At 48.0% G+C, this 20,289-nt stretch carries 18 protein-coding genes; all 18 read right to left on the bottom strand.

Annotation, left to right across the window (positions count from 1 at the left end):
• Nucleotides 1–170 precede the first annotated feature (170 nt).
• Nucleotides 171–1,457, bottom strand: a complete 1,287-nt coding sequence (locus tag FYJ59_RS12875; protein WP_154498364.1) for a homoserine dehydrogenase — start codon at nt 1,455–1,457, stop codon at nt 171–173.
• 193 nt (nt 1,458–1,650) lie between these two features.
• Nucleotides 1,651–3,120 (bottom strand): polyphosphate:AMP phosphotransferase, encoded by a 1,470-nt coding sequence (gene pap, locus FYJ59_RS12870; protein WP_118505308.1) that lies wholly within the window; start codon nt 3,118–3,120, stop codon nt 1,651–1,653.
• A gap of 107 nt (nt 3,121–3,227) precedes the next feature.
• Nucleotides 3,228–4,253 carry an SdpI family protein gene (locus FYJ59_RS12865; protein WP_154498329.1) on the bottom strand — a complete coding sequence of 342 codons (1,026 nt, stop codon included), beginning with the start codon at nt 4,251–4,253 and terminating at the stop codon, nt 3,228–3,230.
• Nucleotides 4,228–4,521 (bottom strand): autorepressor SdpR family transcription factor, encoded by a 294-nt coding sequence (locus tag FYJ59_RS12860; protein ID WP_022152934.1) that lies wholly within the window; start codon nt 4,519–4,521, stop codon nt 4,228–4,230. Before FYJ59_RS12860 ends, FYJ59_RS12865 begins: the two co-directional genes overlap by 26 nt.
• Nucleotides 4,522–4,702: 181 nt before the next feature.
• On the bottom strand, nt 4,703–6,073 hold the full coding sequence (locus tag FYJ59_RS12855) for an MATE family efflux transporter (protein ID WP_154498318.1): 1,371 nt from the start codon (nt 6,071–6,073) through the stop codon (nt 4,703–4,705).
• A gap of 237 nt (nt 6,074–6,310) precedes the next feature.
• On the bottom strand, nt 6,311–7,216 hold the full coding sequence (locus FYJ59_RS12850; RefSeq protein WP_205839545.1) for a YitT family protein: 906 nt from the start codon (nt 7,214–7,216) through the stop codon (nt 6,311–6,313).
• A 117-nt stretch (nt 7,217–7,333) separates the two neighbouring features.
• Nucleotides 7,334–8,545 carry a threonine ammonia-lyase gene (gene ilvA / locus FYJ59_RS12845; protein ID WP_118550801.1) on the bottom strand — a complete coding sequence of 404 codons (1,212 nt, stop codon included), beginning with the start codon at nt 8,543–8,545 and terminating at the stop codon, nt 7,334–7,336.
• Between the two features lie 56 nt (nt 8,546–8,601).
• Nucleotides 8,602–9,594, bottom strand: coding sequence for a signal recognition particle-docking protein FtsY (gene ftsY, locus FYJ59_RS12840; RefSeq protein ID WP_154498307.1), 993 nt, complete (start codon nt 9,592–9,594; stop codon nt 8,602–8,604).
• A gap of 118 nt (nt 9,595–9,712) precedes the next feature.
• Nucleotides 9,713–13,273: a chromosome segregation protein SMC gene (smc, locus tag FYJ59_RS12835; protein ID WP_154498302.1), complete on the bottom strand. Its 3,561-nt coding sequence runs from the start codon at nt 13,271–13,273 to the stop codon at nt 9,713–9,715.
• Nucleotides 13,254–13,967 (bottom strand): ribonuclease III, encoded by a 714-nt coding sequence (gene rnc, locus FYJ59_RS12830; protein ID WP_022154377.1) that lies wholly within the window; start codon nt 13,965–13,967, stop codon nt 13,254–13,256. Before rnc ends, smc begins: the two co-directional genes overlap by 20 nt.
• A 277-nt stretch (nt 13,968–14,244) precedes the next feature.
• Nucleotides 14,245–14,475 (bottom strand): acyl carrier protein, encoded by a 231-nt coding sequence (gene acpP, locus FYJ59_RS12825; RefSeq protein WP_022154378.1) that lies wholly within the window; start codon nt 14,473–14,475, stop codon nt 14,245–14,247.
• A 33-nt stretch (nt 14,476–14,508) separates the two neighbouring features.
• A complete protein-coding gene (gene plsX, locus FYJ59_RS12820) occupies nt 14,509–15,537 on the bottom strand; it encodes a phosphate acyltransferase PlsX (protein WP_118547722.1) in 1,029 nt (342 codons plus the stop codon).
• 208 nt (nt 15,538–15,745) lie between these two features.
• Nucleotides 15,746–15,925 carry a 50S ribosomal protein L32 gene (gene rpmF, locus FYJ59_RS12815; RefSeq protein WP_022154380.1) on the bottom strand — a complete coding sequence of 60 codons (180 nt, stop codon included), beginning with the start codon at nt 15,923–15,925 and terminating at the stop codon, nt 15,746–15,748.
• A 2-nt stretch (nt 15,926–15,927) separates the two neighbouring features.
• Nucleotides 15,928–16,452 carry a YceD family protein gene (locus FYJ59_RS12810; protein ID WP_117466975.1) on the bottom strand — a complete coding sequence of 175 codons (525 nt, stop codon included), beginning with the start codon at nt 16,450–16,452 and terminating at the stop codon, nt 15,928–15,930.
• A 118-nt stretch (nt 16,453–16,570) separates the two neighbouring features.
• Nucleotides 16,571–17,353 (bottom strand): tryptophan synthase subunit alpha, encoded by a 783-nt coding sequence (gene trpA, locus FYJ59_RS12805; protein ID WP_154498299.1) that lies wholly within the window; start codon nt 17,351–17,353, stop codon nt 16,571–16,573.
• A gap of 47 nt (nt 17,354–17,400) precedes the next feature.
• Nucleotides 17,401–18,585 (bottom strand): tryptophan synthase subunit beta, encoded by a 1,185-nt coding sequence (trpB, locus tag FYJ59_RS12800; protein WP_154498296.1) that lies wholly within the window; start codon nt 18,583–18,585, stop codon nt 17,401–17,403.
• A 239-nt stretch (nt 18,586–18,824) separates the two neighbouring features.
• Nucleotides 18,825–19,433, bottom strand: coding sequence for a phosphoribosylanthranilate isomerase (locus tag FYJ59_RS12795; protein ID WP_154498276.1), 609 nt, complete (start codon nt 19,431–19,433; stop codon nt 18,825–18,827).
• Between the two features lie 6 nt (nt 19,434–19,439).
• Nucleotides 19,440–20,234: an indole-3-glycerol phosphate synthase TrpC gene (gene trpC / locus FYJ59_RS12790; protein ID WP_154498271.1), complete on the bottom strand. Its 795-nt coding sequence runs from the start codon at nt 20,232–20,234 to the stop codon at nt 19,440–19,442.
• Nucleotides 20,235–20,289: the final 55 nt, after the last annotated feature.

Below are 20,289 nucleotides of genomic sequence, written 5' to 3'. Positions count from 1 at the left end.
TGTAAAAAGCTGTTATTTTCGCTGAACGTGCAAAATGAAGAAAATCCGTACAAAAATTCCTGATTTAGAAGTTTTTTTGTACGGATTTTGCTATTTTGATGCAATTTTCACCAAAGCAATAGAAAGAGGGCTACGGGGCTGTTTTGCGTAACTTTCAATTCACCATACTTTTAGTACACACGGATAATGCCGGAGATTTCCCTCACGACGGACATTCCCTCCATGATACGGATGGCATCATTAAAATGTCTCTCTTTTACGAGATCGGTGATGACCACGATCTCGGCAATGCCGTCGTGGCTGCGCTTCTGTACCATCTGGGCGATGCTGACATCGTTGTTGCCAAGGACTCCTGCGATATTTGCCAGGGCTCCGGCACGGTTCTCCACCTGTAAGCGTAGGAAGAATCGGCTCTTCGTATCCTCTACATCCAGTACAGGAAGCTTCTTATGGCTGTCGCTGCCAATCTTGCCGCAGCTTCCATGGATAATATTACGCATCACATCAATGACATCTCCCAGTACCGCACTGGCGGTAGGCATCTGTCCGGCGCCCCGTCCCATGAACATGGCATCATCACAAGCCTGACCATGAACAAATACGGCATTGAAGGAATCTCTGACCGTGGCAAGAGGATGGCTGTCCGGGATCAATGTGGGATGTACTTTTACTTCAATTCCTTTACCTGTAAGCTTTGTAATACCCAACAGTTTAATCACATAGCCGAATTCTTTTGCATACCGGATATCCTCTGCTGTAATCTTCGTGATGCCTTCCGTATAAACCTGAGGGAACGTCACGCGAGAGCTGAAAGCGATGGATGCCATAATGGCGATCTTGCGTCCCGCATCATAGCCTTCCACATCCGCTGTGGGATCTGCTTCCGCATAGCCCAGTCTCGTAGCCATATCCAGAGCTTCCTGATAGCCCATACCTTCCTCGGACATTTTTGTCAAAATATAGTTTGTCGTACCGTTGACGATTCCCATGATCTCCGTCAATTGACTTCCCGCCAGACTCTGACGCAAAGGTCGGATAATGGGAATGGCTCCTGCTACAGCTGCCTCGAACTGTAAGTCACATTTATTCTCCGTGGCAACCTCAAACAGCGGATCCCCATACTCCGCCAGCAGATCCTTGTTGGCGGTGACCACCTGCTTTCCGGCCTTCATGGCTTCTTCCACATAAGTTCTGGCCGGTTCTATACCACCCATGACTTCAATAACGATCTGGATTTCTGGGTCTTCCAGAATTTCCTGCCAGCTATCTGTGAACAACTCCTGTGGGATTCCTTCTCTTACCTTCCCGGAATTGCGCACCAGAATCTTTTTAATCTCCAGATGTGCTCCTGTCTTCAGGAAGATATCCTCTTCCTGCATCCCTGCCAGCTTGTACACACCGCTTCCCACGGTTCCTGCTCCCAGTAATGCTGCATATATCTTACGGTTCTCGCCCATGATTTCTCCTCTCATTGTGCCGTAACACCTGACGATTTCTTCTGTTTCCAAATATATTTCTGTATCTTTGCAATTTCCAAAAATAACTATGTCTCATTATAACAAAAAACATTTATAACGCAACAAAAACCGTCCTTATCAGACGGTTTTGTCAATTTTTTATATCGAAACAGCTATTCTTATTCCAGTGCGCTTACCCCAGTGCCTTCTCCAATTCCTCAATCACGATCTTCAATGCTTTGATTCTGGCATATTTTTTATCTACAGATTCCAAAATGTGCCAGGGAGCATATTCCGTGCTGGTCTTCTGGAGCATTTCGTTCACAGCGTCTTCGTACTGGTCCCATTTGTCGCGGTTACGCCAGTCTTCGTCCGTGATCTTCCACTGCTTCTCCGGGGTGTTCTGCCGTTCTGTGAAGCGTTCCAGCTGGGTATCCTTGTCGATCTGTACCCAGAACTTGATGATCACCGCGCCCCACTGGGACAATTCCTTCTCGAACTCGTTGATCTCGTTATAAGCCCGTTGCCAGTCGTTGGTACTACAGAAGCCTTCCAGCCGTTCTACCATGACGCGACCGTACCAGGTACGGTCAAAAATGGCAATATGTCCGGTCTTAGGAAGTCTCGTCCAGAATCGCCAGAGATAATGTCTCGCTTTCTCGTGGGGTTCCGGGCTGGCGATGGGGTGTACCTCGTAGCCTCTGGGATCCAGTGCTCCCGCGATCCGCTTGATATTGCCGCCCTTGCCTGCGGCATCCCAGCCTTCGTAGGCGATGACTACCGGAATCTTTTTCCGATACAGGCGGTAATGCAGAGCATTCAGCTTCTTCTGCAGATGACGCAGTTCTTTCTTGTATTCTTCCTCGGAGATTTCCTTGTCCAGTTCCACCTCGGACAGCTTCGGCATCTTCACCAGCGGGAATACATTCTGCAAAATGGGTACAGCAAGGCTCTCATTCTGCATGGCCACATGGATACCACTGCATAATGTCTCCAGCACTTGCAATTCCGCCCACTTTTTGTCCCCGGAATCTATGATGTACCAGGGAGCTACGGAAGCGTTCGTATCTGTGAGGTATTTGTCAAAGACTTCCTCACATTTGTCATAATGCTTGTTCTGCCACCAGTCGTTCTCGCCCACACGCCATGCGGTGTCCTTGTTGCCTTCCAGCTCCTCTAAACGCTTTTTCTGCTCCTTTTTACCAATCTGGAAAAAAAGCTTCAGCACCAGATAACCGTTGTCCGTCAGCTGTCGTTCGAAACGCTTGATGCTCTCAATACGCTCCGCATACTGCTTATCCGACAGTTCGCCCCGAAGTCTTCCCTTTGTCACCTCATCCATCCAGCCGGAATCCAGAAATTCGAACTTGCCGGCTTCCGGAATTTTCACAAAATACCGATACAGGAAAGGCTTCCGCTTCTCTTCCTCCGTCGGTGCGGACATGGAAGCCACCTTGAAGAATCTGGGATCGATATTTTTAATAATTCCGCCGATGGTACTGCCCTTGCCGGCCGCACCCCAGCCTTCGATCAGCACCAGCACCGGGAGCTTATGCTCCTTGATCTGCATCTGGAGTCTTAAAAGCTCCTCCTGCGCTGCATCCAGTCGTTTGTCCAGTTCCTCTTTGTCCGGCTTTGCCGCCGGGATCCACTGTTTCAGCATACTGTAACCACCCTTTCCAGAAATCCTCATTGTACAAAACTTACATAAGTCTAGTGTATACCATTTTTGAAAAATATAAAAGCAATTGGGAAATTTATTTACAGATATTATTTTTCCATCCGTTCTCTGATATTATTGTAGATTTCCCGGGTCTGCGCATCATCTGCACCGTTTAGAATAACGGTGCTCCCCTCCACTTCCATGACTACATAAATATCACAGTCGTTATGGGTATAGCGGATGTAATCTCCATGGATTTCATCGCGAAAATGTCCCATGGAATATTTCAGGTTGCCAAAACCGTTCGTCCGGATTGTATTCGTATCCCGGAACATATTCTCTTCGTAAACAATGCTTTCAATAGCGTCATATTTCACTGTGTAATCCTGCCAGCCCTCCGCCTGAACAGTAAATTCATTTTCTCCGTAACAGATCTCGATTTTTCCCGTATATAACGTCCATACCGTAAATAGCACACACGCGAGCATTATAAACACATAGACCGCAACCACTTTATGGTTGTAGTGTACTGCCAGCCCTTTTCCGGTGCGCAACTTCTTTCTATAATAGAAATAAGAATACAGGATGCTGCCAAAAGCTGCTGCCGTGATAGCGACAATAAACAAAAATAATGCAGCCATGCTGTCACTGAACAGTCCACAGCTCATGCTCAACAGTCCTGCTGCCACCCATATTTTTCCACTGAAGCGGTGCGTGGCATTCCAGTTCTCCTCATCCTGCAATGCCCATACGACGCGGATGCCGATGGTGCGGTTCGGTTTCACCTTGGGCAGATAATTGCCCACAATAACAAATAGCAATCCCATTCCGACATACAAAATTACCATGAGCAGATTCTCTTTCCTTACACCCATATCAATCCATCTGGCGATACCGTTATAGAGCAATGTCATTCCCGGCACGATCCACGTAACCATTCTTATGACCTTATCACTCTGCTGCCTGTTTCTGTTGTCGTAAAAAGTTACTGCCATTACTACCACATAAGTCACTGCAAAAATGCCGTTTACCCACAGACTGTTCTCACAGGTATATCCCACTATCATTCCCATGCACATAACAAATGCCGAGCAGATCAGCCTGCCTTTATTTTTCTGTATCATTTCCTTCATTATCCGATGCTCCTTTCAAATCTGTGATCCATAACATGATTTCTTCCAGCACGGAAGCATTCAGTTCATAATAAATAAACTTTCCTTCCCGCTTGTCCCGGATCAGATCTGCCTCCTTTAGCACCGACAAATGCCTCGATATGGAAGCCCCCGTCACCGGAAAATGTTCGCAGATCTCTCCTGCCGACAATCGACCGTTTTTCAGAAGATTTAGTATTTCACGCCTTATAGGATCTGCCAGCGCTTTCAATGTATCCTGTATTCCCAAAAATGAATCACATCCTTTCATCCAAACGTTTAACTTTTAGCCTAATTGTTAAATATATTGTATCATGTTGATTATTTAATGTCAACAGCTTCACAGATCAAGGCAGATACTTATTCCTGTGTATGGATACATCTGTACATAAAAATCCCTCCGTCTTATGACGAAGGGATCTCATTCTTCTCTATACTTCCACACCATCTTCCGGCAGTCCCTTTATGAACGCCGCAGCCACCGGCAATGACAAAACCGCAGATAAAATATCGGACACCGGCTGTGACCACTGGATGCCCCGAATTCCCCAGAACGCCGTCAGGATCAGCAGTGCCGGAATGTAGATGGTGCCACTTCGGAAGGAGGCTAAGATCGTCGCCCTGCCGCCCTTTCCAATGGACTGAAACAGCATGTTGCCGCAGATGCATACCGGAATAAACGGAAGCGTCAGGCACTGGATCTGCAACGCATAAAAAGCGATCTCATAAGCGTCCATATCCGTAAGGAATTGCAGCAACAACTCTCTGCGGAACACATACACCACACCTGCGAACACTGCCATGGTTACCAGGCTGGCACACAGGGTGAACCAGAATGCTTTCCTTACACGGGAATACTTCTTTGCCCCATAATTGAAGGAAGATACCGGCTGGAAGCCCTGACCGATACCCAGTGCCACACTGAATACGAAATTGAAAATACGGGATACCACGCTCATAGCTGCAATGGCAATATCCCCGTAGACTGCCGCCTGTGCATTCAGCACCATGGTGGACACGCTGGCCAGTCCCTGTCGCATCATGCTGGGGAAACCTGCTGTAAGAATGTTCTTATGTACGGCAAATTCCCAGGTAAAATATTTCGGTGCCAGGCTGCTCTGGGTCTTTCCACGTAGGAAAAAGAATAACAGGATTCCAAAGGATACGTACTGGGAGATCATAGTGGAAAGTGCCGCTCCCCGGATACCAAGATTTAACCCCCACATAAGAATGGCATCTCCCGCCATATTTAAGATACCGCCGGAGACCAGTCCTACCATCGCCAGATTGGCATAGCCTTCATACCGGAGCACATTGTTCATCACACAGCTGGATGCCATTGCCGGTGCCGACACCAAAATATAGAAAGCATAGATTCTCGCATAGGGAAGGATGGTCTCCGTACTTCCAAGCAATCTGCACAATCCGTTCAGATCCACAATACCGATCACCGCGATCAACACTCCGGCTCCCACCGCCAAATAAAATCCCGTTGCGGAAAAAGCTTTCGCCCGCTCCTTTTCATGAGCTCCTAACAACCGGCTGATATTGCTTCCAGCGCCATGACCGAACATGAATCCGAACGCCTGAATAATTGCCATCAAGCCAAACACCACGCCTACCGCTCCGGTAGCACTGGTGCCTAACTGGCTTACGAACCAGGTATCCACCATATTATACAGATTCGTGATCAGCATACTGATGGTAGTCGGCAGTCCCAGTTCCAGGACCAACCGTGCTACCGGTTCCTCGGTGAGCCGTTTATATTGTTTCTCCTCTTTTGACAATGTTGTATCACTCATATCACATAGCTCCTATATCATTACCACAGTTTCCATTCGGTTCTCTCTATGGTTTTACACTATTCTATGCCACAGTAATCCGCAGGCTGCTTCTGCCCGGTTTGAAATCATAATCCGTACCCATTCATCGTATCGCCAAAATAGCGTCTGCCCTTCCGGCACGACGCTATTATAGATGATTCTCTTTGAAAATGTAAGCCCTTTCAGCTGTTTTTTACTTAAATTTTATGTTCAGCATCACAGTTTCTCACTGAAATAGCTCTTATAGCCCTCACCGAAGATCTCCGTGGCACTGGTGACGATCATAAATGCCAGGGGATCCTCTTCCTTTACGATCTCTTCCGCCTTGGGAGAAATGTTTTTCTTCATGGCACACATGATGACGCTCTTCTCCTTGCCGCTGTAAGCACCACTGCCCTGTACATATGTCACACCAATGTCCAGCTCCTCCAACAATCTCCCTGCGATTTTTTCCGCATGGTCGCTGATAATATAGATCAGCTTCGCCTCATCACGGCCGTACAATACCACATCCAGCACCACTGATGTGATAATGACCACGATACCGGCATACAGTGCCTTGTCAATGTTCCGGAATACAAATGCCGATGCTATGACGATAACCACATCTGTCAGGAAAAACAATGCTCCTGTCTTGAGGTACGGGAACTTTAGTCGCAGCAGCTTGATAATAATATCTGTTCCTCCCGTAGTGGATCCGGCCTTGAACACCCAACCCATAGATACTGCCATCAGGGCACTTCCGGCCAGAGAGGCAAGTAATGGATCTTTGGTCACTGCTCCTACCGGTGTCAGCAGGTTTGTAAACAGTGAGGTCATTGCCGTACAATATATCGTAGACAAAATAAACCGCAATCCAAATTTCCAGATACCGATCAGCAGGATCGGTATGTTGATGAGTAACATCCAGGTACCTGTCTCAATTCCGAACAAACGGTTTAAAATAATGGCAATACCGGTGATACCCCCGGGTGCCAGGGAGTTCGGATCCAAAAACATGCTGACGGATACCGCATAGATGAAAGAAGCCACCGTGATCATTACATAATCCCGAAACATCTGCAGGGGTGTCTTTTTATCCAGTCTCTGTATTTCCAGTTCTTTTTCAGTCTTTTTCGCCATAGCTCTCTCCATTTCCACACATAAAAGCCGCATATCTATAATATGCGGCTTTTATCAGTGATACATTCACTTCTTTTCTAAGAAACTATGCAGCAACATCTGCATGACTCTGCACAATTATATATTTGCTCTGACCACCTTAGGCTGATAGCCTTCTTTTTCCAGGGCAGCAATGATCTCTTTCTTATGCTCGGTACCGAATGCTTCCAGTGTGATACGCAGTTCCACGGCAGCGCTACGGTTGATGGATACAAACTGGTTGTGCTCCAGCTTGATAACATTACCGTTAACACCGGCAATGATACCGGATACTCTGCACAGCTCACCGGGCTTGTCGGGAAGCAATACGGATACGGTGAAGATACGGTCTCTTAAGATCAGACCCTGCTGTACTACGGAGGACATGGTGATGACATCCATATTACCGCCGCTCAAGATAGATACAATACGCTTATCCTTCACATTTAACTGCTTTAAGGCTGCCACGGTCAGCAGTCCGGAATTCTCCACGATCATCTTGTGGTTCTCCACCATATCCAGGAAGGCTACTACCAGATCCTCGTCCTCCACAGTGATCACGTCGTCCAGATTCTTCTGTAAGTACGGGAAAATCTTACTTCCGGGAGTCTTAACCGCAGTACCGTCTGCAATGGTGTTGACCTTTGGCAGTGTGGTTACCTTGCCATTCTTTAAGGATACCTGCATGCAGTTAGCTCCCGCAGGTTCCACGCCGATGACCTTGATCTTCGGGTTCAGCAGTTTTGCCAGTGTGGAGACACCGGTTGCCAGTCCGCCGCCACCAATAGGAACTAAAATGTAGTCTACCAGGGGAAGCTCTTTGAATATCTCCATGGCAATGGTACCCTGACCGGTTGCCACAGTCAGATCATCAAACGGATGAATGAAGGTATATCCGTGCTCTTCTGCCAGTTCATATGCTTTTGCACATGCTTCATCATAGACATCACCGTGCAGTACTACCTCTGCACCGTAGCCTCTAGTACGGTTTACCTTGATCAGAGGTGTGGTGGTGGGCATTACGATAGTGGCCTTGCTGCCGTAGCATTTTGCTGCATAAGCAACGCCCTGGGCATGGTTGCCTGCTGATGCGGTGATCAGTCCCTTGGCACGCTCTTCATCCGTCAGTGTGCTCATTTTGTAATAAGCGCCTCTTAACTTGTAGGCTCCGGTAAACTGTAAGTTCTCGGGCTTTAAGTATACACGGTTGCCGGTCTGGGCGCTGAAATAATCACTGTATACCAGCTTGGTCTCTAACGTTACCTTTTTTACGATTTCACTTGCTTCTTCAAATTTCTCTAAAGTCAACATTTCTTCCTGCATTTTTCTTCCCATGCCTTTCTGTCACACTTTCCTTGGTCTGTCGGTTATTCCTCCTGCGTATCCGTCTGTTGCTCGTTCTCGGGCAGATGCAGTTCTCCGATATCCTCCATATTCACATCAAACAATGCGTTTACAAATTCCTCAGAATTGAATTTCTGGAGATCCTCAATGGTCTCCCCCACACCGATGTATTTTACCGGAACCTTCAGTTCAGACTGGATTGCCACCGCAATACCGCCCTTCGCCGTTCCGTCCATCTTCGTCAGAATGATGCCTGTGAGATCTGTCACCTCACCGAATTCTCTCGCCTGTACCAGCGCATTCTGTCCGGTGGTACCATCCAATACGATCAGGTTCTCTCTGTGGGCATTCGGGAACTCCTTGTCAATGATGCGGTTCATCTTGCGAAGTTCTTCCATCAGGTTCTTTTTATTATGCAGTCTGCCGGCGGTATCAATGAGAAGCACATCCACGCCTCTTGCTTTCGCTGCATTCACGGCATCAAACACCACACTGGCGGGATCCGCGCCCTCTTTTCCGCCGATCATGGGCACATCCGCTCTGGATGCCCATTCTGCCAGCTGATCTCCCGCTGCGGCACGGAAAGTATCCGCTGCGGCGATAAGGACTTTTCTGCCCTCATCCTTTAATTTACCTGCCAGTTTACCCACGGAAGTGGTCTTACCCACACCGTTGACACCAATGACCATGATCACGGACTGTTCCTTCTCGAAATCATAGGCGGTCTCATCCACCTGCATCTGCTCCTTAATACTTTCGATCAGAAGCTGTTTGCATTCGGAAGGCTCCTTGATATGCTTTTCTTTTACCTGCTGTTTTAATCTCTCCACAATGGCAGTGGTGGCATTGACACCGATATCTCCCATAATGAGGATTTCTTCCAGTTCTTCGTAGAAATCATCATCAATGGCGGAAAAACCGCTAAAGACCGAATCGATTCCCCGGACAATGTTATCACGGGTCTTGGTCAGTCCTTCTTTCAGCCTCGCAAAAAAGCCTTTCTTTTCCTCACTCATCCCTTTTCCTCCAATCAGCATTCTATCCAGAAAAACGCTTGCGTTTTTCTTGTATGAAACTTAGAACTTCTTCACGAAAGAGCCTTTGCTCTGAGTGATTAGAAGTTCTTTTCATACTCTAATCGTCCAGGTCCTTGTCAATGAGGTTGACGCTGACTAAGGTAGATACGCCCTTCTCCTGCATGGTGATCCCATACAATCTATCCACCTGTTCCATAGTGCCTCGTCTGTGGGTAATGACAATGAACTGGGTGTTCTTGGTCAGCTTATGTAAATACTTTGCAAAACGTCCTACATTGGAGTCATCCAGTGCGGCCTCGATCTCGTCTAACAGACAGAACGGAGACGGCTTCAGGTTCTGAATAGCGAACAGTAGGGATATGGCGGATAAAGCCTTCTCTCCACCGGAGAGCTGCATCATGTTCTGAAGCTTTTTTCCGGGGGGCTGTGCGATGATGCGGATGCCTGCCTCCAGAATATCCTCATCCTCCATCAGTTCCAGTGTTCCCTTACCACCACCGAAGAGTTCCTTGAATACCTTATCGAACTCTCTGCTGATCTCTGCGAATTTCTCCGTGAACTGTTTGCGCATGGCGGTATCCAGTTCTTCGATGATGCCTTCCAGCGTCTTCTCCGCTTCCACCAGATCATCATGCTGAGTCTTCATGAAAGTATAGCGCTCCATCAGGTTCTTGTAATCCTCAATGGCGTTGACATTGACATTGCCAAGCTTGCGGATCTCGTCTTTCAGACCGCTGATCTCGCGTTTCATAGCTGGCAGATCATTCATCTCTTCGTTGCGGAGTCCTGCCGCATCGCTTAAGGTGATCTCATACTCATCCCACATGTAATTGATCTGACCTTCGATGCCGTCCTCCAGCTTTTTCTTCTGTTCGCCCAGACGATAGACTTCCTTATCCAGAGCATTCATACGCTCGGACATTTCCTCTCTGCTGCGGAAGAAATCTTTCTGTTTTGCAGACAGTTCTTCCTTTTTCGCAAGGTCTTCGTCCAGCTTCTTCCTGGAAGCATCCTGATTCTCATGAGAAGCAGCAATGGTCTTCTCAATCTCCAGGATGTTGTTCTTCTTGCGTTCCACTTCCTGCGCATTTTCCGTCAGAGCTTCTAAAATCTCATTAAGCTCTGCCTGTGCACGTTCCAGCTCGCCGCCTATACGATCCACATTTGCCTGCTTGTAATCCAGCGCCTGACGCATCTTCTCGACTTTTACTTCCCATTCTCCTGCGTGGGCGGAAGCTTCGCTCTCTTCCAGTCTGCAGCTCTCCAATTCTTTCTGGAAGCCCAGGATCTGTTCCTGCGTCGTCTTCTCCAACTCTTCGCTGGCAGCCAGTTCCTGCGTAATGGATTCCTTGCCGGAACGGATCTCGAAGATCCTGGTCTCGATCTCCTGCTCCTCCAGCTTCAGAGACTGTGCACTCTCCGCCTCTTCTTCCATACGCTCTCTTGCCTGGGAGATGTTCAATCTTGCGGTATTCTGCTCAATGGACTTGCGCTGCATCTCGGTCTTCAGTGCTTCCAGATCCATACGAAGTTTATTTCTCTTACTCTTGGTGTCTTCGATCTTCTGATTGTAGGTTTTGATATCCTCAGAGAGCTTTTTCACCTTTTTCTCCAGTTCGTCCATCTCACGACGTCTTCCCAGGAGATTGCTGTTGTTTTTAAAAGCGCCGCCGCTGATGGCACCACCGGGAACTAAAAGTTCGCCTTCCAGGGTGACCATGCGGATGCCGTAATCGAATTTTCTAGCGATCTTCACAGCATTGTCCACATTGTCTACCACAACGATACGTCCCAGCATAGCCTTCGCCACATTGCGGTATTCTTCTTCTGTGCCTACCAGTTCGTCTGCCATACCGATGACACCTTTTTCCTTAAGCGCCTCCGGATTCTTGAATTCCTGGGGCTTGGTAATACTGGTCAGAGGCAGGAATGTGGCTCTTCCGAGACGGTTCTGCTTTAAGAAGCCGATCATATGCTTGGCGGTCTCTTCGTTATCCGTTACGATATTCTGGATATTGCCGCCCAGCGCAGTCTCGATGGCGGTCTCGTATTTTGCCTCCACCTGGATGATGTCCGCTACAACACCAATGATGCCCTTTTCTTTTTCCTTCTGCTCCATGACTTTTTTGACGCTGCCGCCGTAACCGTCATAGCGTTCAGTAATATTGGTCAGGGCTTCTAACTTAGACTGTTCCTGATGAAAACGGTTCTGTGTCTCCCGCAGCTTCGCATCCAGTCCGGTGAGATTCTCACGGATATTGCCAAGCTCCAGTTCGGATGCCGCTTCCTGTTCCGTCATCTGACGCAGTTCCTCAGTCACGGTCTCAAAAGTCTCTTCCAGCTTCTTCACCGTTTCTTCTCTGGCTGCCTCATCGGATTTGGCACGTAACAGTCTGGAATTTAACTCTGCCTTGCGGATATTGATCTGCTCCATCATGGTATCGAAACGGCCCATCTTGGATTTGATAGTAGCTCTCTGGTTCAGTTCTCCAATAATGGTATTTTTCCCGGCTTCGATATTATTGTTGAGCTCGGTGATCTTATTCTGGATGGCTTCCAGATCAGCCTTCGCTTTCGCCGCAGCTTCTGCAATCTCCTGCACCTGGGTATCGGTATCCTTTTTATCGGTTAAGATATCCTGCTTTTCCTGCTCTTTGCCGGCAATCTCTTCTTCCAGGGCTGCCTTACGGTTGTTCAGATGGTTCTCACTGCCGTGGGCGGAATTGATCTGCTCCTTTAAGACATTGATCTCACCCTCTAACTTACCGCGCATCAGACCGGTATCCGTCAGTTGTTCCCTGGCGGCTTCGATAGCGGTATCCAGACTCTCAATCTCCTGCTGGATCCGTTCGTATTCTTCCTTGATACCCTCATATTTTTCACCGGTCTCAACAAGTTCCGTGCTTGCCAGATTGTATTTTTCTTCTGCGGAAGCAAGCTGTTCTCTCAGTCTCTTATTTTCCAATAAGAACACGTTGATATCTAGGGATTTCAACTCTTCCTTTTTCCTCAGATAGACCTTTGCCACCTCGGACTGCTTCTCCAGAGGTCCTACCTGTTTTTCCAGTTCGGACAGAATATCATTCACACGCACCAGATTCTGTTTTTCGTTCTCCAGCTTTGTCTGGGCTGCTGCTTTTCTGCGCTTGAATTTCACGATTCCGGCGGCCTCGTCGAACAGTTCACGCCGTTCCTCGGGTTTACCGCTTAAGATCTTGTCGATCTGGCCCTGTCCGATAATGGAATAGCCCTCCTTACCGATACCGGTATCATAGAACAGCTCATTGACATCCTTTAATCTGCAGGGAGTACCATTGATCAGATATTCACTTTCTCCGGAACGGTAGATCCGTCTCGCCACTGTAACTTCGTCATAGTCGATCGCCAGCTGGTGATCGCTGTTGTCCAGAGTAATGGCAACATAGGCGTAGCTCAACGGTTTTCTGGTCTCTGTTCCCGAGAAAATAACATCCTGCATACTGGCACCACGCAGCTGTTTGATGCGCTGTTCACCCAGTACCCATCTTACCGCGTCCGCAACGTTACTCTTACCGCTGCCGTTAGGTCCTACGATACCGGTAATTCCGTTGTGGAACTGAAATACGATCTTATTGGCAAATGATTTGAACCCGTGTATCTCAATACTTTTTAAATACATATCCTCTATCCCTCAATAGCAGAAGCGCCTCGTAAGCCGCCTGCTGTTCTGCCGCTTTTTTTGTTCTTCCCTGCCCACGGCCCAGGCATTCTCCCTCCATGTCGATCTCTACCACGAAGGTCTTGTCGTGTTCCGGTCCGCTCTCCTCTAACAGCCGGTACTCAAACTCTTTTTTGAGTTTTCCTTGGATCAATTCCTGGAGATTGCTCTTACTGTCATAGAAAAGACGCTTGTCCTCTAAATCCGACAGAATAAAGCGGTCAATAAAAGCCTTGGCAGGCTGCATGCCACCATCCAGATAAATGGCACCGATCATAGCTTCCATACCGTCAGAGGTGATGCTGTCTCTGCGTCTGCCGCCGGTGTTCTCTTCGCCTTTTCCCAAAAGCATAAACTGTCCCAGCTCCAGGTCTCTGGCACAGAATGCCAGGGAAGGCTCGCACACCATGGAGGCGCGCATCTTGGTCAGCTCACCCTCCGGAACATCCGGGTGTTCCCGAAACAGGAAATCACTGGATACCAGTTCCAGTACGGCATCTCCTAAGAATTCGATACGCTCATAGTTCTCTGTTTTGTTGATCTTTTGTTCATTGGTATAGGAGCTGTGGGTCAGAGCCTGCTTCAGCAATGCTTTGTTGTGAAAGCAATAGCCGATGCGCTGCTCCAGCACGTCCATTGTATAACCATCCAACATTTTTTTGTCCTCACAAATGCTAATAGCTCAAACTCAGTAGTCACAATCAAGATAAGAATAAGCAGACCGTAAGCAGACGTCGGTACTTAGCGAGGGTATTATCCTCGCTTATGTACCGCTACGCTCTGCGACAGAGCGAGAGCGTGTCGCGTTTCTTACCTTGATTGGGGCTACGGAAGTTCGACATCATCATATAAACTGAAAAACAGGAACAGTGCCTTGTGAGCAAGCTCTCGGTCACAGTTCCTGTTTTGTCTTTGCATGGCTCGTAGCTTTACTAGTTCACTGCGTTCTTGATCATCTCTACAGCGTCTTCTACTGTAGTAACCTGCTCTGCGGTCTCAGCAGGGATCTCGATATCGAACTCTTCCTCGATGCCCATGATGATCTGGTATACATCGAGGGAATCAGCACCCAGGTCATCCTGGAATGTGGTCTCCATGGTGATCTCATCGGGATCTACGTTTAATACCTCAGCAATGATTTTCTTCAACTTTTCAAATTCCATAACAGTTCCTTCTTTCCCAAATATTTCTCTTGATTAATTATTCTCTGCAGCCTTATCTTCCAGGCTGATCTGTTCTTTGATCTTCTCGTTGATCTTCTCTTCCTTAAAAGCAATACACTGCAAAATAGAATTCTTCACTTCCACTGCCTTGCTGCTTCCGTGAGTCTTCACTACCAGACCGTTCAGTCCGAGTAGCGGAGCACCACCATACTGGGAAGTATCAAAACTCTTTAATGTAGTCTTGAGTGCCGGTTTCACAAGCAGTGCACCCATTTTACTGCGAAGCGTGGACATCATCCCCTGCTTCACCTGATGCAGAAGCGCGGAGCTTACACCCTCATACATCTTCAAGATCACATTGCCCACAAACGCTTCACAGACAATGACATCTGCCGCACCTGCCGGAATGTCTCTTGCTTCCACACTGCCGATGAAATTGATCTCCGGACAATTCTTAAGAAGCGGAAATGTTTCTTTTACCAGAGCGTTGCCCTTCTCCTCCTCGGCGCCGATATTCACAATACCGACTCTCGGATTCTTTACTCCCATAACGCTTTCCATATAGACACTGCCCATCTTGGCAAATTGGACTAGCATGGAAGGTCTCGCATCTACGTTGGCTCCACAGTCTAATAAAAGGCTTACGCCCTTCTCTGTTGGAATCAGGGGAGCTAATGGCGGTCTCTCCACACCGCGGATACGACCTACGATCACCTGTCCACCTACCAGTACCGCACCGGTACTTCCCGCAGATACAAATGCATCGCATTCGCCGTTCTTCACCATATACATGGCTTTGACAATGGAGGAATCCTTCTTCCGACGGATTGCCATGACCGGAGGTTCTGCCGTCTCAATGACTTCTTCAGCATGTACGACTTCCAGTTGCTCTGCATCATAGCTGTACGCCTTTAATTCCTCACGGATCACAGGCTCCTTGCCTACCAGGAATACTTTGACGCGCTTATCTGCGTTGACAGCTTCTACAGCACCTTTTACGATCTCTGCCGGAGCATTATCGCCACCCATTGCGTCTACAGCAACATTTACATATTCTGCCATTTCGTCGTTCCTTTACCTGTTTATGTTTATCCGCTCATCATCAAACCGCTCCGTGGATCGCACCAAACAGTTTGATGATGGCAGATTCATTCTTACTATACTAAAGGCGTATATAAAAAGCAAGTGATTTTTTTGTGAAAGCAAAAGGAGATTCCATCCGGAATCTCCTCTTCTCTTTTCACTTAATTTCGCTTCATTGATTTATCAATTAATCAACGCTTACGACCTGCTTCTTATTGTAAGAACCGCAAGCCTTGCAAACTCTGTGAGGCATCATCAGTGCACCACATTTGCTGCACTTTACCAATGTAGGAGCGCTCATTTTCCAGTTTGCTCTTCTCTTATCTCTTCTACCTTTGGAAGATTTATTCTTAGGACAAATAGACATCGTTACACCTCCTTATTCGCGTTGAAGATATCTTGGATTGCTGCCATACGAGGATCCGGTACGAAAGTATCGCAACCACATTCCTTCAGATTCCTGTTCTGACCACATACAGGGCAGATACCCTTGCAGTCTTCCTTACACAAGATCTTTGCCGGCCAATTCACCAGAATTTCATCGTACACAAAAGCCTCTACATCCAGCTGCCATCCATCCATAAAGCTCTGCTCGGTATCTTCTTCCTCACTTACTTCCGCTTCCGGAGAATAAACGATTCTGTCAAACTTAAGCTTCATTGCTGTAGGTACTTCAGTAAGGCACCTGTCACATTTCGTGTCAAAGGTAAGCTCTGCAGTGCCGGTTACTTTTGCCTTGTTCACACCGATGTTGGTAAAAGTAAGATTAATGGGTGTCTTCTCCGTAATAGAGAAATCTCCCTGGCGGCTCTTAAAGCTTGTCATCTCAAGCGGAATGGCAACAGTCTCTACCTTGCCTTCGGATGTTAATACATCAGATAAACTTACTAACATAGCGACTCCTATGCAATATGTTGCGTAGAAAACACAAGTCTCCTACGATGTGTTGATTCACACACTGACTTATTATACATAGGGTATGTGCTTTTGTCAACAAAATTTTGTAGGATTTTTACACTTCCGCCACAGCCTCTTTCATGCTCTTCACATACTCTCCGATATAGGGGGCTGCGTCCTTACCATACTTTGCAATAATTTTCACGATGGCGCTTCCAACAATGGCTCCGTCGGATATGGATGCCATAGCTTTGGCCTGCTCAGGGGTGCTGATACCAAAGCCGATGGCACAGGGAACGTCAGTCACAGTGCGGATGCTTTCCACGATAGCGGGCAGATCGGTCTTGATCTCACTGCGCACGCCGGTAACACCCATGGAGCTTACCACATAGATGAATCCTTCCGCTTCCGATGCGATCTGGCGGATACGGCTCTCGGAAGTGGGTGCGATCATGGAGATCACCTTCACGCCATGAGCTTTGGCGGGAGCCTCCACCTCCGTCTTCTCTTCATAAGGCACATCGGGAATAATAATGGCGCTGATACCCAATTCCTCACACTTGGTAAAAAATTTCTCATATCCGTAATGGAATACCGGATTCACATAAGTCATAAACGCAAGGGGAATCTCTGACTGCTCCCGCACTCTCTTCACGATCTCAAACACACCGTCTGTGGTCATGCCGTTGCTAAGAGAGCGGATATTTGCCTCCTGGATCACCACGCCTTCCGCCGTGGGATCGGAAAAGGGGATACCGATCTCTATGAGATCCGCCCCTGCCTTTTCCATCTCTAAAATGAATTTTACGGTGCTGTCCGCATCCGGGTCTCCTGCAGTGAGGAAGCCGATGAACGCCTTTTTATTCGGTGTATCAAATACTTTTTCTAATTTACTCATCGTATCTGTCTCCATTTCTTCTATCTATATTTCATATGTTAATTTCATCAGTCATGAATATCCACACCACGGTATCTCGCGATGGCTGCCACATCCTTGTCACCTCTTCCGGACAGACATACGATAATGCTCTGATCCGGGCTGTAATTCTTTGCGATCTTACGCACCTGTGCTACCGCATGGGCACTCTCAATGGCGCAGATGATTCCCTCGGTTCTTGCCAGATATTCAAAAGCATCTACCGCTTCATCATCCGTAATGGGGACATACTGCGCTCTGCCGATGTCATGCAGATAAGCATGCTCCGGTCCGATACCGGGATAATCCAGGCCTGCGGAAATGGAATATACGGGAGCGATCTGTCCGTATTCATCCTGGCAGAAATAGGATTTCATTCCATGGAAGATTCCTAAGGAACCCGTCGCAATCGTAGCTGCGGTCAGTGCCGTATCCACGCCTTTGCCTGCCGCCTCACAGCCGATGAGTTCTACGTTCTTATCCTCAATAAAGTTGTAAAACGCACCCATGGCATTGCTGCCGCCGCCCACACAGGCTACCACGGCTGCCGGAAGCTTGCCTTCTGCCTTCAGGATCTGCTCTTTTGCTTCCTGACTGATGACACTCTGAAAATCTCTTACGATCATGGGGAAAGGATGGGGGCCCATAACAGACCCCAGTACATAATGGGTGTCCACTACGCGGTTAGACCATTCTCTCATGGTCTCATTGACGGCATCCTTCAAGGTCATGGTCCCTGAAGTTACGGGATGTACCCTGGCTCCGAGGAGTTCCATGCGATAGACATTCAGTGCCTGCCTGTCGGTATCTTCTTTTCCCATAAAAATTTCACATTCCATACCGAGGAACGCTGCTGCCGTTGCGGTAGCCACACCATGCTGTCCTGCGCCGGTTTCTGCGATCAGACGGGTCTTGCCCATCTTCTTTGCCAGCAATGCCTGTCCCAGGGCATTGTTGATCTTGTGGGAGCCGGTGTGGTTTAAGTCCTCTCTCTTTAAATAGATCTTCGCACCACCCAGATCCTTGGTCATCTTCTCCGCATAGTACAGCAGAGAGGGGCGACCGGCATATTCATTCAACAGCTTATTTAGTTCCGCATTGAATTCCGGATCCTTTTTATAATGCTCATAGCACTCCTCCAGATGGATCAGTTCATTCATCAATGTCTCGGAGATATATTGTCCTCCGTGGATTCCGTAACGTCCTTTGCTCATTTGTTCGTCCTCTTTTCTTTATTCCTGATTTTTATTCCCGATTTTCATTTTGATTTCTAATTTCTAATTTATACTGATGCCAGGGGCAAAAGGTCTAAGCCCACATGAGCATGCTCATAGGTGGGTGAAAGACCTTAGGACCCGCCCCGATATGAGCATAAAAGTGGGATGATAATCCCACGATATGCGAATATTGGGTAGGATTGCGGGAGTGCGTAGCACGGAGCAATCCGTAGGCATCAAAGTTGGGGGCGATACCGTTCTACCAGTTCCATGATCCGGCGCATCTTCTCCGGATCTTTCTTCCGGTCACTCTCAATGCCGGAGCTTAAATCTACCGCGTAAGGTCTTACCACTTCCATGGCTTCGGTGAGATTCGCCGCCTGCAATCCTCCTGCTAGGAAAAATTCCCTGTCGATCCCACCAAGGACGCTCCAGTCAAACACCTGTCCCGCTCCCATTCCGTTGTCAAATAACAGATAGTCTGCACTGCTGTCCAGCCAGGCTTCCACATCATACCGGTCTCTTACTTTGACCGCCTTGATCACCGGCTTGTGGCACACCGCCTGCAGATACTGGATATCCTCTTCCGTCTCATCCCCGTGAAGCTGTGCCACATCCAAAATACCTTCCTCCAGCAGTTCTATGATGTTCTTCGGATCCTCATTTACAAACACCCCCACCGTCCGGATTCCCGGCAGAAGCTTTTTGCGATATTCGGCTGCCTGCTCCTTCGTAACCGCCCGATGGCTCTTTTCGTAAAATACAAATCCCACATAGTCCGGCTGCACCTCATTGGCATAGTCAATATCCTCCGGACGATAGAGACCGCACATTTTCACTTTCATAATAATTTACGACCTTTCTGTAATCTGTCCGCGAAGCTCCTGCAATACCGCTTTCTTATCCGCACTTCGCATCAGCGTCTCTCCGATGAGAACAGCATTGGTACCGTTCTGCTCGAGTCTCACGATATCCCGTCTGGTCTTCATACCGCTCTCAGATACGAAGAGGATGTTCTCCGGCACCAGTTCCCGCAGCCGCACGGAATTATGGATATCCACCGTAAAATCTTTCAGATTCCGGTTATTGACACCAACGATTCTCGCACCGGCTGCAAGCGCCATCTCCACTTCTCTCTCGTCATGAGCTTCCACCAGTGCCGACAGGCCAAGTTCTCTGGCAATCCCCGCGTATTCCGACAGCTGCATGGGAGAGAGAATCGCACAGATTAAGAGCACTGCATCCGCTCCGATATTTTTCGCCTCATAGATCATGTATTCGTCTACCGTGAAATCTTTTCGCAGCAGAGGGATCTGTACCGTCTGCCGGATCTTCGTCAGATATTCGTTCTTCCCCTGAAAATACGCCGGTTCCGTCAGCACCGAAATAGCATCTGCTCCTGCCGCTTCGTACTCCTTTGCGATCTGCACATAGGGAAATTCCGGTGCGATCAGTCCCTTGGAGGGCGACGCCTTTTTCACCTCGCAGATAAAGCTCATTCTCTTCTTTGCCAATGCCTGTTCAAAAGGAAATCCCGTATTACTGTCTAACTCTCTTGCTCTGGCAATCTGTTCTGTAAGGGGCAGTGCTTCTTTGGCTGCTGCTACCCGCTCCTTTGCAGAGGCTGCTATAGTATCAAGTATCATCCATTCATCCTGCCTTTCCGTTTCTTAATCTAAATCCAGAATTCTTGCACCGCAG

This window comes from Waltera intestinalis, assembly GCF_009695995.1.
GTDB classification, from domain to species: Bacteria; Bacillota; Clostridia; order Lachnospirales; family Lachnospiraceae; genus Acetatifactor; species Acetatifactor intestinalis.
The sequence above is the reverse complement of the archived record's forward strand: the minus strand, read 5'-3'. Positions and strand labels throughout refer to the sequence as shown.

What these genes read in the sequence shown, in the direction of transcription:
- FYJ59_RS12875 (WP_154498364.1), bottom strand. Translation starts at nt 1,457, where the DNA reads ATGGGCGAGAACCGTAAGATATATGCAGCATTACTGGGAGCAGGAACC.
- pap (WP_118505308.1), bottom strand. Translation starts at nt 3,120, where the DNA reads ATGCTGAAACAGTGGATCCCGGCGGCAAAGCCGGACAAAGAGGAACTG.
- FYJ59_RS12865 (WP_154498329.1), bottom strand. Translation starts at nt 4,253, where the DNA reads ATGAAGGAAATGATACAGAAAAATAAAGGCAGGCTGATCTGCTCGGCA.
- FYJ59_RS12855 (WP_154498318.1), bottom strand. Translation starts at nt 6,073, where the DNA reads ATGAGTGATACAACATTGTCAAAAGAGGAGAAACAATATAAACGGCTC.
- FYJ59_RS12850 (WP_205839545.1), bottom strand. Translation starts at nt 7,216, where the DNA reads ATGGCGAAAAAGACTGAAAAAGAACTGGAAATACAGAGACTGGATAAA.
- ilvA (WP_118550801.1), bottom strand. Translation starts at nt 8,545, where the DNA reads ATGTTGACTTTAGAGAAATTTGAAGAAGCAAGTGAAATCGTAAAAAAG.
- ftsY (WP_154498307.1), bottom strand. Translation starts at nt 9,594, where the DNA reads ATGAGTGAGGAAAAGAAAGGCTTTTTTGCGAGGCTGAAAGAAGGACTG.
- smc (WP_154498302.1), bottom strand. Translation starts at nt 13,273, where the DNA reads ATGTATTTAAAAAGTATTGAGATACACGGGTTCAAATCATTTGCCAAT.
- rnc (WP_022154377.1), bottom strand. Translation starts at nt 13,967, where the DNA reads ATGTTGGATGGTTATACAATGGACGTGCTGGAGCAGCGCATCGGCTAT.
- acpP (WP_022154378.1), bottom strand. Translation starts at nt 14,475, where the DNA reads ATGGAATTTGAAAAGTTGAAGAAAATCATTGCTGAGGTATTAAACGTA.
- plsX (WP_118547722.1), bottom strand. Translation starts at nt 15,537, where the DNA reads ATGGCAGAATATGTAAATGTTGCTGTAGACGCAATGGGTGGCGATAAT.
- rpmF (WP_022154380.1), bottom strand. Translation starts at nt 15,925, where the DNA reads ATGTCTATTTGTCCTAAGAATAAATCTTCCAAAGGTAGAAGAGATAAG.
- FYJ59_RS12810 (WP_117466975.1), bottom strand. Translation starts at nt 16,452, where the DNA reads ATGTTAGTAAGTTTATCTGATGTATTAACATCCGAAGGCAAGGTAGAG.
- trpA (WP_154498299.1), bottom strand. Translation starts at nt 17,353, where the DNA reads ATGAGTAAATTAGAAAAAGTATTTGATACACCGAATAAAAAGGCGTTC.
- trpB (WP_154498296.1), bottom strand. Translation starts at nt 18,585, where the DNA reads ATGAGCAAAGGACGTTACGGAATCCACGGAGGACAATATATCTCCGAG.
- FYJ59_RS12795 (WP_154498276.1), bottom strand. Translation starts at nt 19,433, where the DNA reads ATGAAAGTGAAAATGTGCGGTCTCTATCGTCCGGAGGATATTGACTAT.
- trpC (WP_154498271.1), bottom strand. Translation starts at nt 20,234, where the DNA reads ATGATACTTGATACTATAGCAGCCTCTGCAAAGGAGCGGGTAGCAGCA.